General features: G+C 66.4%; 18 protein-coding genes and 1 pseudogene. 12 read left to right on the forward strand and 7 right to left on the reverse strand.

All coding sequences use genetic code 11. The features are described from left to right. Positions 1-187: 187 nt before the first annotated feature. Complete coding sequence (locus tag BWQ93_RS21170) at positions 188-670, forward strand: hypothetical protein (protein ID WP_077031365.1); 483 nt, start codon at positions 188-190, stop codon at positions 668-670. Positions 671-706: 36 nt separating this feature from the next. Here the strand turns inward: BWQ93_RS21170 and mnmG are convergent, their stop codons facing one another. The 3 genes from mnmG to BWQ93_RS15920 form a co-directional block, all read right to left on the reverse strand. Further along, entirely contained in the window at positions 707-2,578 is a 1,872-nt protein-coding gene (mnmG, locus tag BWQ93_RS15910) for a tRNA uridine-5-carboxymethylaminomethyl(34) synthesis enzyme MnmG (RefSeq protein WP_077031366.1), read from the reverse strand. 76 nt (positions 2,579-2,654) lie between these two features. Then, positions 2,655-3,959 carry a tRNA uridine-5-carboxymethylaminomethyl(34) synthesis GTPase MnmE gene (mnmE, locus tag BWQ93_RS15915; RefSeq protein ID WP_257787769.1) on the reverse strand — a complete coding sequence of 435 codons (1,305 nt, stop codon included), beginning with the start codon at positions 3,957-3,959 and terminating at the stop codon, positions 2,655-2,657. A gap of 23 nt (positions 3,960-3,982) precedes the next feature. Continuing rightward, the gene (locus BWQ93_RS15920) at positions 3,983-4,273 is read right to left on the reverse strand and encodes a DUF6489 family protein (protein ID WP_077032463.1); all 291 of its coding nucleotides are present in this window, start codon (positions 4,271-4,273) and stop codon (positions 3,983-3,985) included. A 109-nt stretch (positions 4,274-4,382) separates the two neighbouring features. Here BWQ93_RS15920 and BWQ93_RS15925 point away from each other — a divergent pair, with 109 nt between their 5' ends. Together BWQ93_RS15925 and BWQ93_RS15930 are read left to right on the forward strand one after the other, a co-directional pair. After that, complete coding sequence (locus BWQ93_RS15925) at positions 4,383-5,081, forward strand: dienelactone hydrolase family protein (protein ID WP_077031367.1); 699 nt, start codon at positions 4,383-4,385, stop codon at positions 5,079-5,081. Then, positions 5,078-5,479, forward strand: coding sequence for a nuclear transport factor 2 family protein (locus BWQ93_RS15930; protein ID WP_077031368.1), 402 nt, complete (start codon positions 5,078-5,080; stop codon positions 5,477-5,479). Before BWQ93_RS15925 ends, BWQ93_RS15930 begins: the two co-directional genes overlap by 4 nt. On the opposite strand, the gene BWQ93_RS15935 is transcribed toward BWQ93_RS15930, so the two are convergent. From BWQ93_RS15935 to hemE, 4 genes are all read right to left on the reverse strand, one after another. Continuing rightward, positions 5,476-5,877, reverse strand: coding sequence for a DUF1489 family protein (locus BWQ93_RS15935; protein ID WP_077031369.1), 402 nt, complete (start codon positions 5,875-5,877; stop codon positions 5,476-5,478). The genes BWQ93_RS15930 and BWQ93_RS15935 overlap by 4 nt on opposite strands. A 121-nt stretch (positions 5,878-5,998) precedes the next feature. Continuing rightward, positions 5,999-7,255: a transcription termination factor Rho gene (gene rho, locus BWQ93_RS15940; RefSeq protein WP_077031370.1), complete on the reverse strand. Its 1,257-nt coding sequence runs from the start codon at positions 7,253-7,255 to the stop codon at positions 5,999-6,001. Between the two features lie 192 nt (positions 7,256-7,447). Beyond that, positions 7,448-7,897, reverse strand: a complete 450-nt coding sequence (locus tag BWQ93_RS15945; protein WP_077031371.1) for a CopD family protein — start codon at positions 7,895-7,897, stop codon at positions 7,448-7,450. Positions 7,898-7,899: 2 nt separating this feature from the next. Then, positions 7,900-8,922: a uroporphyrinogen decarboxylase gene (gene hemE, locus BWQ93_RS15950; protein ID WP_077031372.1), complete on the reverse strand. Its 1,023-nt coding sequence runs from the start codon at positions 8,920-8,922 to the stop codon at positions 7,900-7,902. A gap of 339 nt (positions 8,923-9,261) precedes the next feature. Here hemE and BWQ93_RS15955 point away from each other — a divergent pair, with 339 nt between their 5' ends. The 9 genes and pseudogenes from BWQ93_RS15955 (at position 9,262) to BWQ93_RS15995 (ending at position 15,257) form a co-directional block, all read left to right on the forward strand. Next, positions 9,262-10,074, forward strand: coding sequence for a pyruvate, water dikinase regulatory protein (locus BWQ93_RS15955; RefSeq protein ID WP_077031373.1), 813 nt, complete (start codon positions 9,262-9,264; stop codon positions 10,072-10,074). Further along, complete coding sequence (locus BWQ93_RS15960; RefSeq protein WP_077031374.1) at positions 10,071-10,667, forward strand: Maf family protein; 597 nt, start codon at positions 10,071-10,073, stop codon at positions 10,665-10,667. Before BWQ93_RS15955 ends, BWQ93_RS15960 begins: the two co-directional genes overlap by 4 nt. Then, positions 10,664-11,476: a shikimate dehydrogenase gene (gene aroE, locus BWQ93_RS15965; protein WP_077031375.1), complete on the forward strand. Its 813-nt coding sequence runs from the start codon at positions 10,664-10,666 to the stop codon at positions 11,474-11,476. The genes BWQ93_RS15960 and aroE overlap by 4 nt, the downstream gene beginning before the upstream one ends. Next, a complete protein-coding gene (gene coaE, locus BWQ93_RS15970; protein ID WP_077031376.1) occupies positions 11,473-12,096 on the forward strand; it encodes a dephospho-CoA kinase in 624 nt (207 codons plus the stop codon). Before aroE ends, coaE begins: the two co-directional genes overlap by 4 nt. A 19-nt stretch (positions 12,097-12,115) precedes the next feature. Further along, positions 12,116-12,793 (forward strand): annotated as a pseudogene (dnaQ, locus tag BWQ93_RS15975) (DNA polymerase III subunit epsilon); the annotation flags it as partial. Positions 12,794-12,854: 61 nt separating this feature from the next. Beyond that, positions 12,855-13,430: a ribosome hibernation-promoting factor, HPF/YfiA family gene (hpf, locus tag BWQ93_RS15980; RefSeq protein WP_077031377.1), complete on the forward strand. Its 576-nt coding sequence runs from the start codon at positions 12,855-12,857 to the stop codon at positions 13,428-13,430. A gap of 158 nt (positions 13,431-13,588) precedes the next feature. Next, positions 13,589-14,053, forward strand: a complete 465-nt coding sequence (locus tag BWQ93_RS15985; protein ID WP_077031378.1) for a PTS sugar transporter subunit IIA — start codon at positions 13,589-13,591, stop codon at positions 14,051-14,053. Positions 14,054-14,068: 15 nt separating this feature from the next. Then, positions 14,069-14,407, forward strand: coding sequence for a DUF1491 family protein (locus BWQ93_RS15990; protein ID WP_077031379.1), 339 nt, complete (start codon positions 14,069-14,071; stop codon positions 14,405-14,407). Positions 14,408-14,600: 193 nt separating this feature from the next. Further along, positions 14,601-15,257, forward strand: coding sequence for a cell wall hydrolase (locus tag BWQ93_RS15995; RefSeq protein WP_077031380.1), 657 nt, complete (start codon positions 14,601-14,603; stop codon positions 15,255-15,257). Positions 15,258-15,295 lie beyond the last annotated feature (38 nt).

Here is a 15,295-nt window from a genome sequence, read left to right on the forward strand (position 1 = left end):
ATCCTTCTTCGTGCCTTTGCGCCTTTGCGTGAGATTTTGAAAGCCTCACGCAAAGGCGCAAAGGCACGAAGGATTTGCAGGCACTGCCAGCGCGGAATTTCTCACACAAAGACACAAAGAGGGCGCCGAAGACCCGAGATGGTCATTGATGCGAGCGACCTTTTCAAGCGTGATCTAATCTCCGAAGATGCGTCCGTGGATAATTCTTAGCGCTTTCGCCTTTTCGTCCGGTTGCGCGAGCATAAGTCAGCCGCCCCAACCCCCAATCGCCTCAGATTTCAATTCGGAAGATTTCCGGCAACGGCTCGCCGTTAAACAGAATGCCGCGTTAAAGGCCGCAGCCGCATCCGGCAGCGAAGTGAAGCGCTTATTTATCGTTGGCGTCGAGATGCATCACGGCATCTTCCTGACTTCTCTTACACCCTACCCGAGTGACATTGGGCTTCCTTATCACGTCATGCCAGATTTTGTGAACGACGACATGCAAGCCAAGTTCCTGAGCGCCATGTCACAAGAAGCAATGTCGAAGCACGTCGGACAAAGGCTTATGTGTGAGTGTGTCGGTGTCGAATGGTCATTCCACGGTACCAATCGTTTTTTCGTTAGGCAGGCGGAGTTGAGGTGGGAACAATCTGCCCCCGCCGGCGACGTTCCCGATCCCTACAGCTGATGTTGCTGATTTCAGCACAACAGTCCGCGGTCAACTTCAAGCCGCACGCCGCTTGCTGTGCACCAGAATTGCGGTCAGCGCCGCGGGGGTCACCCCGTCGATCCGCCCCGCCTGTCCGAGCGTCTCGGGCCGCGCGCGGGTCAGCCGTTCGACCATCTCGCGCGACAGCCCGCCGATCGCGCCATAATCGAGCGCCGGGTCGAGCAGGATCGCCTCGTTCGCCGCCAGGGAGCGCAGCTCGGCCTCCTGCCGCGCGATATAAGGCGCATAATGCGCGTCCTCGGCCAGCTCGGCGAGGATCGCTTCGTCGATCGCGGCAAGTTCGGGCGCGAGCCGCGCCAGCTTGGCCATCGTCACCCCGGGAAAGCGCAGCAGGTCGATCCGCCGTCGCGCCGCGCCGTCGCCGGGCAGCGCCAGCCCGATCGTCGCATAATCGGCACTCGTCACCGGCGCGTCGAGCAAGGCCGCCGCCCGCGCGCGCGCGGCCATCCGCTCGTCGAACAGCGCCGCGGTCGCCGGCCGCACCAGCCCGAGCGCGATTCCCTTGGGGGTGAGCCGCGTCGCCGCATTGTCGGCGCGCAGCCGCAGCCGATATTCGGCGCGCGCGGTGAGCATGCGATACGGCTCGGTCACCCCCTGCAGCACCAGATCGTCGACCATCACCCCGATATAGCTCTCGGACCGGTCGAGGATCAGCGGCTCGCGCCCCTGCACCGCGAGCGCCGCATTGGCCCCGGCGACCAGCCCCTGCGCCGCCGCTTCCTCATAGCCCGTGGTGCCGTTGATCTGCCCCGCGCAATAAAGCCCGCCGATCGCGCGGACCTGCAATGTCCGGTCGAGCGCGCGCGGGTCGATATGATCATATTCGACCGCATAGCCCGGCACCGTCATCTCGACGCTCTCAAGCCCCTCCATCGTGCGCAGCATCGCGAGTTGCACATCGGCGGGGAGCGAGGTCGAAATGCCGTTCGGATAGACGAGTTCCGAGTCGAGCCCCTCGGGTTCCAGAAACACCTGATGCCCGTCGCGGTCGGCGAAGCGGTGGATCTTGTCCTCGATCGAGGGACAATAGCGCGGCCCTGCCGCACCGATCGCCCCGGTGAACAGGGGCGAGCGGTCGAGATTCGCCGCGACGATCGCATGCGATTCGGCGTTGGTGCGCGTGATCGCGCAGAAGATCTGCGGCACCGACCGCGCATTGTTCCACGTGGAACAGGTCCAGCTCGCGCCCTCGGCGCTGTCCGATGGCTGCTCGGCGAGCCGCGCCCAGTTGATCGTGCGCCCGTCGAGCCGCGGCGGCGTTCCGGTCTTGAGCCGTGCCATCGGCAGGTCGGCGGCGCGCAGCTGCTCGGCGAGCCGATGCGCCCCGCCCTCGCCGATGCGTCCGCCTTCCATGCGTTCCTCTCCGCGGAACAGCCGCCCGCCGAGGAAGGTCCCCGTCGCGAGCACCACCGCGCCTGCCGCCAGCTTGGTCCCATCGCCGAGTTCTAGCCCCGCGACACGCGCACCATCGTCGGACAGGACCAGCGCCGCCGCCTCGCCTTCGACAACGACGATGCCCGCCTCGGCGGCGAGCATATCCTGGATCGCCCTCCGATAAAGCTTGCGGTCGGCCTGGATCCGCGGCCCCTGCACCGCTGCGCCCTTCGACGCGTTGAGCATCCGGTAATGGATCGCCGCCGCGTCGGCCGCGCGCGCCATCCACCCGTCGAGCGCATCGACCTCGCGCATCAGATGCCCCTTGCCGAGCCCCCCGATCGCCGGGTTGCACGACATGGTCCCGATCTGCGTCGGGTCGAAACTAACGAGCGCGACCAATGTCCCGAGCCGCGCCGCGGCCGCAGCGGCTTCCGTCCCGGCGTGCCCACCGCCCACGACGATGACATCATATGTTGCGCTGCTGTGCATGATTGTGGCGGCGCCTACAGGATTTGCGCGCGCAAATCCACCGCGACGCGACCGATCGCCTGTCCCACGTGGAACATCATTTCCCGATGCAGAAGCGTCCGAACAAGGTGTCGAGCATTTCCTCAACCCCGGCACGCCCGGTGATCCGATCAAGCGCCCCTCCAGCAAGCCGAAGCCGTTCGGCGAGCAGGATCAGGTCGCCCGCCTCACGCGAACCCGGCTCGACTTCCAGCCACGCCTTCGCTTCGGCCAGCGCCTTGCGCTGCCGCCGGCGTAGCGCCGCCTCGCCCTCGCGTGGCAACAGCGTGCGCGCCATCTCGACGATCATGCGGTGGAGCTTGTCCATCCCCTCGCCCGTCGCCGCCGACAGGGTCAGGTCGCAGCGCGCCGCCTCGGCCTCCGCGGCGGCATCGCCCTTCCAGCGATCGGTCTGCGCCGCGACCAGAATCGCGCGCCTGTGCTCGGGCACCTCCTTCGGCGGGCCTAGCCACAACAATATATCCGCCACCTCGACCGCCGCTTTCGCGCGGTCGATCCCGATCATCTCGATCGCGTCGCCACTTTCTGCGCGCAGCCCTGCGGTGTCCGAAAAGCGCATCGCGATCCCGTCGAGCGCCAGCGCCGTCTCGATCACATCGCGCGTCGTCCCAGCGACCGACGACACGATCGCCAGCTCGCGTTTAGCTATAGCATTGATAAGAGTAGATTTACCGGCATTGGGTGGCCCGGCGATGACCACGGACAGCCCCTCGGCGATCACCTCCGCCGCCGGTCGCGCCAACCATTCACCCATGTTCGCGGCCAAAGCTGCCATCCCCTCGCGCAGGCGCTGCGCGACAGTTTCGCCAACCTCGACATCATCCTCATCGGCAAAATTGAGCTCGGCCTCGGCCCCCGCCATCAACGCGAGCAGCCGGTCCTGCCAAGCCTCGACCGCGCGCGACACATGCCCGCTCGCCATGGCCATCGCCTGCCTGCGCTGGCTCTCGGTCTCCGCCGCGAGCAGGTCGGCGAGCCCTTCCGCCTCGGCCAGGTCGATTCGGCCATTGTCGAACGCGCGCCGCGTAAACTCGCCCGCCTCGGCGCGCCGCAATCCGGGCATCGCATCCAGCGCCGCCTCGACCGCCGCCACGACGGCACGTCCGCCGTGCAGATGCAGTTCGGCCAGATCCTCGCCGGTCGCGGTCGCCGGCCCCGGAAACCATAGCAGCAGCGCGCGATCGAGCGGTGCGCCATTAGCATCCTTGAGCTCGGCCAACGACGCCCGCCGCGGTGCGGGTAGCCGACCCGCCAACGCCTCGAGCGCCGCACCCGCGCGCGGCCCGCTCACGCGCACGACGCCGATCGCCGCCGGCGGCATCCCGCTCGACAGCGCGAAGATCGTATCGCGGCCTTCGCCTTGGTTCAGCTCTTGCGTCCCTTCGCGGACTTGTCGTCGGCGTCGGCCGCCTTGCCCGCACCGCCCATCAGCCCGCCGCCGAACTGGCTCATCAGCGACTGGATCAGCCCCAGCCCGCTTTCGCCCATCGGCACCCAGCTCTTGACCATCGTCTGGACCATGTCGGGGGTGATCCCCTTCGCCATCAGCTCCTTGACGCGGCTGAGGTAAATTTCGTGCAGCGGCTCGAGGTCGGGCAGGCCGACCAGCCGTCGCGCTTCCTCGGGGGTGCAATCGATCTCGATATTGAATTTCATCGTCGGTCTCCGCCCCGCAAAAAGCCTCAGCGCGCGCTTGAGCCGCGCCGCTGCGCCCGCTAGCTTCGCGCTTTCACCGCCAAGAAGCAAGAGTCAGGAGAGACCCCGCATGTCCGCGACCAACACGACCATCCCCGCGCTCGACGGCGCGGCGGAAATTCCCGCCTATGTCGCGCGCCCCGACGCCGACAGCTCGCGCGCGATCATCGTCATCCCCGAAATCTTCGGCGTGAACGCGGGCATCCGCCAGAAATGCGACGATTGGGCGGCCGAAGGCTATCTCGCAATCGCGCCCGACATCTTCTGGCGCTTTGCCCCGGGGGTCGAGCTCAACCCCGATGTCGAGGCCGAACTGCAGGAGGCCTTCGGCTATTTCGGCCAGTATGACGCCGACGATGGGGTCAAGGATATCGAAGCGGCGATCAAATGGCTCCACGGCCAGGGCGCCGCGAAAGTCGGCTGCGTCGGCTTCTGCCTCGGTGGGCGGCTTGCCTATATGGCCGCGGCGCGCACCGACGTGAACGCCTCGGTCGGCTATTATGGCGTCATGATCGACCAGATGCTGGACGAAAGCCACGCGATCGCGCACCCGCTGATGCTCCATATCCCGACCGAGGATCATCTCGTCGACCATGATGCGCAGAAGCGCATCCACGCCGGACTCGATCCGCATCCGAAGGTCACGCTCCACGACTATGCCGGCCTCGACCATGGCTTCGCCGCGACGATGGGCAATCGCCGCAACGAGGAGGGCGCGCAGCTCGCCGACGGCCGCACCCGCGCCTTCTTCGCCGAGCATCTCGCATGAGCGCCGCGCATCCCGGCCTCGCCGCCTGGCACGCGTATATGGCGGACGGCAGCGACCCGCAGGCGCTGCGCGAGCTGCTCGCCAAGGATGCGGTCTTCCACTCGCCCGTCGTCCACACCCCGCAGGCGGGCCGCGACAAGGTCTTCGCCTATCTCCACGCCGCCAGCCATGTGCTCGGCGGCGAGAATTTCCGCTATCTGCGCGAGATCGTCGACGGCGACCAGGCGATGCTCGAGTTCCAGAGCGAGCTCGACGGCATCCAGATCAACGGCGTCGACATCATCCGCTGGAACGACGACGGAAAGATCGCCGATTTCAAGGTGATGGTCCGCCCGCTGAAAGCGATCAACAAGGTCTGGGAGAAAATGGCCGAGATGCTCGCCGCGCAGGCAAGCTAGATCAGCATCAGCTCGGCCAGCTCGCGATAAAGCTCGGGCGGCAGCGCGCCGATCCCGCTGGCATCGTCGACGCCCTTCGGCGCATCGGCATCGGCGAGGTAGCGCCAGCCCTGGTGCGCGCGCTTGGGCTGCGGATGGATGCGCTCGAGCGCAGCGGCGCAAACGATGTCGATCCGCCCGTCGGCGCGGTCGTCGAAGCGCAATATCTCGACGCGCGCGACGAGGGCGTGTTTGACGATAAAATGCAGCTTGCCGCCGATCAGCTCGTCGGCACGCTTGGGCTTGAAACGCGTCGTGAAACGGACCTCGCCCTGCTCCGCGCGCGACGCGATGCGCGCTTCGAGCACGCTATAATCGGAGCAGCCGACGGCGACGCGGGTCATATGAAGAGCGGGCATGCCTGCCCAGATGGGAAGCCGGTAAGAAAAAAGCCAGCCCCTGCAGGGCCGGCTTTTCCTTTGTGGCGTATGTGGCGTAACGCGATCGCGATCCCGGCGTCGGGGCCGACATCGCGGCTGCCTACTGGTTCATGCTGTCGAAGAAATCCTCGTTGGTCTTCGAATCCTTGATCTTGTCGAGCAGGAATTCCATCGCGTCGATGGTGCCCATCTGCATGAGGATGCGGCGCAGCACCCACATTTTCGACAGCTTGTCCTTCTCGACGAGCAATTCTTCCTTGCGCGTGCCCGACTTGCCGACGTCGAGCGACGGGAAGATGCGCTTGTCGGCGACCTTGCGGTCGAGCACGATTTCGGAGTTACCCGTGCCCTTGAATTCTTCGAAGATCACCTCGTCCATACGGCTGCCGGTATCGATCAGCGCGGTGGCGATGATCGACAGCGAGCCGCCTTCCTCGATGTTGCGCGCGGCGCCGAAGAACCGCTTCGGACGCTGCAGCGCATTGGCGTCGACACCGCCGGTCAGCACCTTGCCCGAGCTCGGCACCACAGTGTTGTAGGCGCGGCCGAGGCGCGTGATCGAATCGAGCAGGATGACGACATCCTTCTTGTGCTCGACCAAGCGCTTAGCCTTTTCGATCACCATTTCGGCGACCTGGACGTGGCGCGTCGCGGGTTCGTCGAAGGTCGAGGAGACGACCTCGCCCTTCACGCTGCGCTGCATGTCGGTGACTTCCTCGGGGCGCTCGTCGACCAGCAGGACGATGAGGTACACCTCGGGATGATTGTCGGTGATCGCCTTGGCGATATTCTGCAGCAGCACGGTCTTGCCGGTGCGCGGCGGCGCGACGATCAGCGCGCGCTGGCCCTTGCCCTGCGGGCTGACGAGGTCGATGACGCGCGCCGACTTGTCCTTGACCGTCGGATCGACGGTGTCGAGCGAGAGCTTCTGGTTCGGATAGAGCGGCGTGAGATTGTCGAAATTGACGCGGTGACGGACGACATCGGGATCGTCGAAATTGACGCTGATCAGCTTGGTCAGCGCAAAATAACGCTCGCCGTCGCGCGGTGCGCGGATCTCACCCTCGACGGTGTCGCCGGTGCGCAGGCCATGTTTGCGGACCTGGTTCGGCGAGACATAGATGTCGTCGGGCCCCGCGAGATAATTGGCATCGGGCGAGCGCAGGAAACCGAACGAATCCGGGAGAACCTCGATCGTGCCCGACCCGATGATTTCTTCGCCCTCTTCGGCGAGTTCCTTCAGGATCGAGAACATCAGGTCCTGCTTGCGCAGCGTCGACGCGCCCTCGACGCCCAGCTCCTCGGCCATTTCGACGAGTTGCGCGGGCGACTTGGTTTTGAGTTCTTTAAGATGCATGGATAGATTCCGGGTATGAAGTCAGGGAGATATGGGGACTAAGTTCGTTGCACCGGCTGGTGCCTATCCGGCCGTGGGACGACCGTTTTTGATAGCTCGGCGCATGAGAGCGCCGCCCGCAGGAAACGGGGTTCATCGGCCCCTATAACCGGCTTTGCGCCAAGTCAATCGCGGCTGCGCCCAGCCGAGGGGTCAGAAGGGGCGGACGACCGCGAGGATCACGATCAGCGCCGCGGCGACGCCCGGAACCTCGTTGAGCATGCGCAGCCGTTTCTCGGTCATCGGGCGCTGGCCCTTGGCGAGCTTCTTGGCATAGCCGGCCATCCAGCCATGATAGCCCGACAGGCCGATCACGAGCAGGAATTTGATCAGGAACCAAGGCTCGCCCCAATATCCGCCGTTGAAGGCGAGCATGAGGCCGAGGATCCAGACGATGGTCAGCGACGGATCGAGAATGATGCGGAGCAATCGGCTTTCGCGATCGATCCATTTTTTATCCTCGTCCGATCCGACCGCGCATTGATGGTGATAGACGAAGAAGCGTGGCAGCATGAACAGGCCGGCCATCAGGAAAATCACGAAGATCACATGGGCCGCCTTGACCCACAGGGTCGCCGAACCCAAAAAACCTGCCAGTTCCATGCCTATCCCCGCACGCGTTTGATCAGATGCTCGACATGCGCGATCGGGGTGTCGGGCACGATGCCATGGCCGAGGTTGAAGATATGGGGACGCGACGGGAAGGCCGCAAGGATGCGGTCGATCGCGGCATCGAGCGCCTCGCCCCCCGCGACGAGCGCGAGCGGGTCGAGATTGCCCTGTACCGGCAGATGCGGCGGCAAGGCGGCATCGGCCCAAGCGGGATCGACCGTCTCGTCGAGCCCGATCGCATCGGCGCCGACCTCATTGGCATAGGCGGGCAGCTTGCCGCCCGCGCCCTTCGGAAAGCCGATCACCGGCGTATCGGGATGCAGCGCCTTCAGCCGGCGGACGATCTCGGCATTGGGCGCGATCACCCAGCGCTCGAATTGCGTGGGGCTCAGGCTCCCGGCCCAGCTATCGAACAATTGCACCGCCTCGACGCCCTGTTCGATCTGGCCCGACAGATAGGTGACGCTGAGGTCGATAATCGCATCGACGATCGCCTGGAAGCCCGCGGGATCGCCGAACGCCATGCGCCGCGCCGCGGCCTGGTCCTTCGATCCCTGCCCCGCGACCATATAGGTCGCGACGGTCCACGGGCTGCCCGCAAAGCCGAGGAAGGTCGTCTCGGGGGGCAATGCCGCCGCGACGCGCGCGACGGTCGCATAGACGGGGTCGAGCCGCTGGTGCGCCGCCTCGAGCGCCGCGAGCGCGCTGTCGACCAGCGGCGGCGCGAGCCGCGGCCCCTCGCCTGCCTCGAACCACAGATTCTGCCCCAAGGCGTGCGGCACGACGAGGATATCGGAGAAAAGGATCGAGCCGTCGAAGCCGAAGCGCCGGATCGGCTGCAGCGTCACCTCGGCCGCGGCCTCGGGATCGTAGCAGAGCTCGAGGAAGCCGCCCTTGGTCTCCCGCAGCGCGCGATATTCGGGCAGGTAACGCCCCGCCTGGCGCATGAGCCACAGCGGCGGACGCTCCTGCCGCACCCCGCGCAGCGTCGCGAGCAAGGCTTTGTGTGACGCCATCGGTCGTCCCTCTTTCTCTTCCAATATAATATATAAGAATATGGTGGTGGTTTGTTGGCGGGCGAAGAAGGCGGCTTTAGGCAGCGCCGCCGCCTTTGCCAACAGCTTGACTCATCGTCGCGCCATCTTCGCCGCGGAGTCGCATGCCGCTGTCCCCGTTCTTCACAGCCTGTGGATAAACATCGCGCGCTGTGGACAAGCCATGGGGCGGAATCGACGCGGCCGGGGATGAATCCACCGTCCCGATTTTGCCCCTGCGCTTGTCCAGAAACTTATCCACAGGCCACGCGAAACGCGTCTCTGCTTGCCTTTTTCCGCCCCTTTGCCCCAAGTGCGACCATGGGCCGGCTCCACTTGCACCTCATATCCGATTCCACGGGCGAAACGCTGGAAAATATCGCCAAGGCCGCGATCGCGCAGTTCGACGATGTCGAAGTCGTGCGCCATTTCTGGCCGATGGTGCGTTCGGAATCGCATCTCGACCGCATCATGGCCGAGGTCGAGGCGAGCCCGGGCATGATCCTCTTCACCCTCGTCAACGGCGACCTGCGCGTCAGCCTCGAACGCCGCGCCCGCGCGCGCGACCTGCCGCTCGTCGCCGCGCTCGACGCGGTCACCGACGCGCTGTCGACGATGCTCGGCCAGGAAGCCAAGGCGCGCCCCGGCCGTCAGCACCAGCTCGACGCCGCCTATTTTGCGCGCGTCGAGGCGATCCAGTTCACCGTCGCGCACGACGACGGCATCGGCTGGGAAAATTGGGAACAGGCTGACATCGTCCTCGCCGGCGTGTCGCGGACCTCCAAGACGCCGACGAGCATCTACCTCGCCAACCGCGGCTTCAAGACCGCGAACATCCCCATCGTCCCCGAATCGCCGCCGCCGAACGCGCTCTACAATCTCAGGAAACCGCTCGTCGTTGGGCTGACCACCGGGCTCGACCGGCTGGTGCAGGTGCGCCGCAACCGGCTGCTCGCGCTCAACCAGGCGCCCGAAACCCCCTATGTCGACGACGAACGCGTCAAGGCCGAGCTCGCTTTCGCGCGGCGGATGTTCGCCGACAATGGCTGGCCGGTGATCGACGTGACGCGCCGCTCGATCGAGGAGACCGCCGCCGCGGTGATCAAGCTGGTCGAGGACCGTAGCGCGGCATGACGCTCTTGCTCGCTTCGCAAAGCAGCGGCCGCGCCGCGATGCTCCGCGCCGCCGGGCTGGTCTTCGAAACCAGCGCCGCGCATGTCGACGAGGAAGGGCTCACCGCCGCGCTCCACGCCGAGGGCCAGAGCGCGCGCAACATCGCCGACGCGCTCGCCGAGGCCAAGGCGGTCAAGATTTCGTCGCGCCTTCCGGGCGTCACGGTGCTCGGCGCCGATTCGACGCTCGCGCTCGACGACGGCGCGATGCTCTCGAAACCTGCCGATCCCGCCGAGGCCGCGAGCCACCTCCGCCGCATGGCGGGGTCGCGCCACCGGCTGTTCAGCGCCGTGGTCGCCGCGCGCGACGGCGCCCCCGTCTGGCGCGCGGTCGGCGAGGCGAAGCTCTGGATGCGCCCCTTGTCGGACGCCTTCATCGCCGACTATGTCGCGCGCGAATGGGACAGCATCCGCTGGACCGTCGGCTGTTACGAAATCGAGGGAGCGGGCGTGCAACTCTTCGAACGGGTCGAGGGCGACCCTTGGACCATCATCGGCATGCCGATGCTGCCTTTGCTCGCTTGGCTGCGCGAGACCGGGCTCGCCGCGTCATGAGCGTCCCTTATGCAGAGGTAATCGGAGACCCGATCGCGCAATCGAAATCGCCGCTGATCCACAATTTCTGGCTGCAGGCGCTCGGCCTCGCCGGCGATTACCGCCGCGCGCATGTGAAGCCCGACGACCTCGCTGCCTATATCGCCGAGCGTCGCGCCGACCCCGACTGGCGCGGCTGCAACGTCACCATCCCGCACAAGCTCGCGGTCATGGAGTTCGTCGACGATCCCGGCGACGTGCGCGGCACGATCGGCGCGATGAACACCGTGGTGCGCCAGAAGGACGGCTCGCTGATCGGCACCAACACCGATGCAGCGGGCTTCTACGCCCCGCTCGCCGAGCTCGACCTTGCGGGCGCGCCGGTCGTCGTCGTCGGCGCCGGCGGCGCGGCGCGCGCGGTGCTGTTCGCGCTTGCGCGCGCCGGGGTCGGCCCGGTCACCATCCTCAACCGCTCGCCGCTCAAAGCCATGGGCCTGCTCGCGACCTTCGGGCTCAAGGGCGAGGTCGTGGCGCTTGACGCCCCCCTGCCCCCCGCCGCGCTGCTGGTGAACAGCAGCAGCCTCGGCATGAAGGGCCAGCCGCCGCTCGACCTCGACTTGTCGCCCTTGCCCGGCGACGCGATCGTCTACGACCTCGTCTATGCGCCGCTGAAGACCGGGCTGCTCGCCGCCGCCGAGTCGCGCGGACTCGACACCGTCGACGGTCTCGACATGCTGATCGGCCAGGCCGCGCTCGCCTTCGAGCTTTTTTTCGGCAAGCCGCCGCCCGAGGGACGCGACGAGGAACTGCGCGATCTGCTGACGGCATGAGCCATTTCAAGCGCCCCGCCTCGCGGCTCCGCCGCCCCTTTCTCCTCGGGCTCACCGGCTCGATCGGCATGGGCAAATCGACCGCGGCGAAGATGTTCGAGGCCGAGGGCATCCCCGTGTTCGACGCCGATGCCGAGGTGCACCGGCTGCAGGGCCCCGGCGGCGCGCTCGTCGCCGCGATCGAGGCGCGTTTTCCCGGGACCACCGGGCCGAAGGGGGTCGACCGGCAGAAGCTGGGTGCCGAAGTGCTTGGCAACACGCACGAACTCGCCGCGTTGGAGGCCATTGTCCATCCCGCGGTCGGCCGCGCGCAGAAACGCTTCCTCGCCCGGCACCGCGCGCGCGACGTCGTGGTGCTCGACATTCCCCTGCTCTTCGAAAAGGGCGGGTGGCGCCGCGTCGGCGCGATCGCCGTGGTGTCGGCGCCGGCGTGGATGCAGCGCAAGCGCGTGATGCGCCGGCCGGGGATGACGCTCGCCAAGCTGCGCGCGATCCGCCGCCTCCAGGTTCCCGACCGCGTCAAGCGCGCGCGCGCCGATTTCATCATCGAAACGGGGCGCCCCAAAAGCGCGACGCATCGCCAGATTCGCGCCATCGCCTCTTGTTTCCGCGCCCGATAGGGTCCAGATTAAAGTTTCGATGCGCGAGATTATATTCGATACGGAAACCACGGGATTCGATCCCAAGACCGGGGACAGGCTGGTCGAAATCGGGTGCATCGAACTGGTCGACCGCCGCGAAACCGGCCAGACCTTCCACGCCTATTTCAACCCCGAGCGCGACATGCCCGCCGCTGCCGAAGCGGTGCACGGCCTGTCGATCGCCTTCCTCTCGGACAAGCCGCTATTCGCGACGCGCGTCGATGAACTGATGGAATTTCTGGGCGACGCGCCGCTGATTGCGCATAACGCCGCCTTCGACTTCGGCTTCGTCAACGCCGAGCTCGCGCGCGCCGGGCGCCCCGCGCTCGACATGGGGCGGATGCTCTGCACCGTGCAGATGGCGCGCAAGCTCCATCCGGGCGCCAAGCACAGCCTCGACGCGCTATGCACGCGCTACGGCATCGACCGCAGCCACCGCGTCAAGCATGGCGCGCTGCTCGACGCCGAACTGCTCGCGCATCTCTACATCGAGATGACCGGCGGCCGCCAGATCGGCCTCGGCCTCGCCGCCGAAACCCGCGCCGCGACCGCCGCGCCCAAGTTCACACCTACCGCGGCGCCGCAGGCGTTCCGCGAACCCCGTCCGCATGCCGCAACTCCCGCCGAACTGGCGCGTCATGCAGAGTTCGTTGCCAAGCTGACCCAACCGCTGTGGCACGATAGCCCGTGTCGGCGGCTCCGGCCGCCGCCACCGAGACCCTGGAAGGAGAAGAAAAATGGAAATCCGCGTCTCTGGCCACCAGATCGAAACCGGCGAAGCGCTGCAGTCGCACGTCTCGGATCGGATGAACGCGATTGCCGACAAATATTTCTCCCGCGCGATCGGCGCGCACGCGACCTTCGGCAAGGGGCCGCACGACAGTTTCCAGTGCGACATCGTCGCGCATGTGATGCAGGGGCTGGTGCTCAAGGGCCACGGCCAGGCGCAGGACGCGCATGTAGCCTTCGAGGGCGCCGCGGAGCGCATCGAAAAGCAGCTGCGCCGCTATATGCGCCGCCTCAAGGACCGCAACAACGGCCCCGGCGCGCCGTCGCCGACGGTCGACGAGATCCAGGACAATGCGAGCTACATCGTCTTCGACGGCGGCAACGAGGAAGAGGATGCCGGCGACGCCCCCGCGATCATCGCCGAAACGCGCGTCGACATTCCGAACAGCAGCGTGTCCGACGCGGTGATGATGCTCGACCTGCGCAACACCAACGCCCTGCTCTTCGTCAACAGCAAGACCGGCGCGCATAATATGGTCTATCGGCGGACCGACGGGACGATCGGCTGGGTCGAACCGCAATAGGACTGGATTTTCTCTGCCATCCGGCCTAAGGGCCGCGCCCAACGATACCAGCATGGTACCCGGGGCCGCGATGGCGGGGGCCGTCACGACGATATGGATCGCACGCCAATTGGGGCGACCTCGGCCTTTGCCGGGTTGATTGAGATTTGACCAGACCGATGAACCTTTCTTCCCTTCTCTATCCCGCGACCGTGCGCGCGCACGTCCAGCTCGATTCGAAAAAGGCGCTTTTCCCGTTCGTCGGCGATCTCGCCGCGCGCTCGCTCGGGCTCGATTCGGGCGAGGTCAGCGAGGCTTTGCTCGAGCGCGAGCGCTTGGGCTCGACCGGTTTCGGCCGCGGCATCGCCTTGCCGCACGCCAAGATGGCCGACCTTACCGGGGTGCGCGGTCTTTTCCTCCAGCTCGCGCGGCCGATCGATTTTCAGGCGGTCGACGGGCTGCCCGTCGACTTGCTCTTCGTCCTGCTCTCGCCGCTCGACGCCGGCGCCGACCATTTGAAGGCGCTCGCGGGCGTTTCGCGCATGCTCCGCAACGAGAGCATCGCCGACCGCCTGCGCGGCGCCAAGAGCGACGAGGCGCTCTATGCGCTGCTCGCCGACGGCGAAACGCGTGACGCGGCCTAAGGCCGGCTTTTTCCAGTGACGCGGCTCACCAGCCGCTTCCTCATAGACCTGCTCTGCCGCCGCACCGAAGCCGCGGGCGGCTTCGCGACCGTGCTCGCCTCGGGCGACGACCAGTCGGGAGTGATCCTGATCCAGTGCAGCGAGCGCGGCGTCCTTGGCCCGCTGCTCGAACGGCGCTTCGCGATGGCGGCCGGCTATGTCTGGGAGGATGTCGGCGCCGCCGCCGGCAGCGACGAAGCGGCGCGCGCGGCCTATTGCGACCGGCGCAAAAAGGCCGATCCCGACCTGTGGATCGTCGAACTGGACATCGCAGATGCGCCACGACTCGTCGCCGAGTGGGGCGCTTTGGCTTGACATTGTTGCGCCGCACAATAAGTGGCGCCCTCAGATTAACGCGTAGGTCGTCCCGCGGGTTGCATCGGCTCTGAGCCGAGACACCCGGTCCAACGGTTCGGACACGCAGTCGGATGACAGCCGCAGGCGGGTACAAGAATAAGTCCCCCGCCTGTTTTTCTTTGGCCGGTCAGCCGCCCTTTTGACGGATTTTATGAGTCGCATTTTGAACGTCGCCAGCGTGGCCGCCGTCGGTATGACCGTCGCCACCATGCTGGTCATGGCGGAACCCGGTTTCGCCAATGATCTGGCCGCCGAGGCCAGCCTGCCCCTCGCAGCCTCGTCGAGCCAAGTGCCCGAGCTGCTCCAGCGGGCGGATCTTTCGACCGATATGACGGTCGAAACCCCCAAGATCGACGACGATCAGCCCACCGAGCCCGTCAAGGCGCCGGTGAGCGCCGAATCGCTCGCCGCGCTCGTCGCCGCGACGCCGGTTCCCGATACGCTCGATCCCGAACTCCGCTGCCTCGCCGGCGCGGTCTATTTCGAAGCGCGCGGCGAATCGCTTTCGGGCCAGCTCGCGGTCGCGCATGTCGTGATCAACCGCGCCGAATCGGGCCGCTTCCCGACCAGCCTCTGCGGCGTAGTCCACCAGCCGAGCCAGTTCAGCTTCGTGCGCGGCGGCAAGATGCCTGCGATCCGCGAATCCTCGACCTTGTGGTCGAACGCGGTCGCGATCGCGCAGATCGCGCGCAGCGGCAGCTGGAAGAACCAGGCGCCCGGCGCGCTCTTCTTCCACGCGCGCCACGTCTCGCCCGGCTGGCGCAAGACGCGCATCGCACAGATCGACAATCACATCTTCTATCGCTGACGCTGGCCGGGATGCGCCCCCGCTCGCCGGGCCACATC

The organism is Sphingopyxis sp. QXT-31 (assembly GCF_001984035.1).
Taxonomy (GTDB): domain Bacteria; phylum Pseudomonadota; class Alphaproteobacteria; order Sphingomonadales; family Sphingomonadaceae; genus Sphingopyxis.

What these genes read in the sequence shown, in the direction of transcription:
- BWQ93_RS15920 (WP_077032463.1), bottom strand. Translation starts at nt 4,273, where the DNA reads ATGAAATTCAATATCGAGATCGATTGCACCCCCGAGGAAGCGCGACGG.
- BWQ93_RS21170 (WP_077031365.1), top strand. Translation starts at nt 188, where the DNA reads ATGCGTCCGTGGATAATTCTTAGCGCTTTCGCCTTTTCGTCCGGTTGC.
- rho (WP_077031370.1), bottom strand. Translation starts at nt 7,255, where the DNA reads ATGCATCTTAAAGAACTCAAAACCAAGTCGCCCGCGCAACTCGTCGAA.
- BWQ93_RS15955 (WP_077031373.1), top strand. Translation starts at nt 9,262, where the DNA reads ATGGGCCGGCTCCACTTGCACCTCATATCCGATTCCACGGGCGAAACG.
- hpf (WP_077031377.1), top strand. Translation starts at nt 12,855, where the DNA reads ATGGAAATCCGCGTCTCTGGCCACCAGATCGAAACCGGCGAAGCGCTG.
- BWQ93_RS15930 (WP_077031368.1), top strand. Translation starts at nt 5,078, where the DNA reads ATGAGCGCCGCGCATCCCGGCCTCGCCGCCTGGCACGCGTATATGGCG.
- BWQ93_RS15935 (WP_077031369.1), bottom strand. Translation starts at nt 5,877, where the DNA reads ATGCCCGCTCTTCATATGACCCGCGTCGCCGTCGGCTGCTCCGATTAT.
- mnmG (WP_077031366.1), bottom strand. Translation starts at nt 2,578, where the DNA reads ATGCACAGCAGCGCAACATATGATGTCATCGTCGTGGGCGGTGGGCAC.
- coaE (WP_077031376.1), top strand. Translation starts at nt 11,473, where the DNA reads ATGAGCCATTTCAAGCGCCCCGCCTCGCGGCTCCGCCGCCCCTTTCTC.
- BWQ93_RS15945 (WP_077031371.1), bottom strand. Translation starts at nt 7,897, where the DNA reads ATGGAACTGGCAGGTTTTTTGGGTTCGGCGACCCTGTGGGTCAAGGCG.
- BWQ93_RS15995 (WP_077031380.1), top strand. Translation starts at nt 14,601, where the DNA reads ATGAGTCGCATTTTGAACGTCGCCAGCGTGGCCGCCGTCGGTATGACC.
- aroE (WP_077031375.1), top strand. Translation starts at nt 10,664, where the DNA reads ATGAGCGTCCCTTATGCAGAGGTAATCGGAGACCCGATCGCGCAATCG.
- BWQ93_RS15960 (WP_077031374.1), top strand. Translation starts at nt 10,071, where the DNA reads ATGACGCTCTTGCTCGCTTCGCAAAGCAGCGGCCGCGCCGCGATGCTC.
- BWQ93_RS15985 (WP_077031378.1), top strand. Translation starts at nt 13,589, where the DNA reads ATGAACCTTTCTTCCCTTCTCTATCCCGCGACCGTGCGCGCGCACGTC.
- hemE (WP_077031372.1), bottom strand. Translation starts at nt 8,922, where the DNA reads ATGGCGTCACACAAAGCCTTGCTCGCGACGCTGCGCGGGGTGCGGCAG.
- BWQ93_RS15925 (WP_077031367.1), top strand. Translation starts at nt 4,383, where the DNA reads ATGTCCGCGACCAACACGACCATCCCCGCGCTCGACGGCGCGGCGGAA.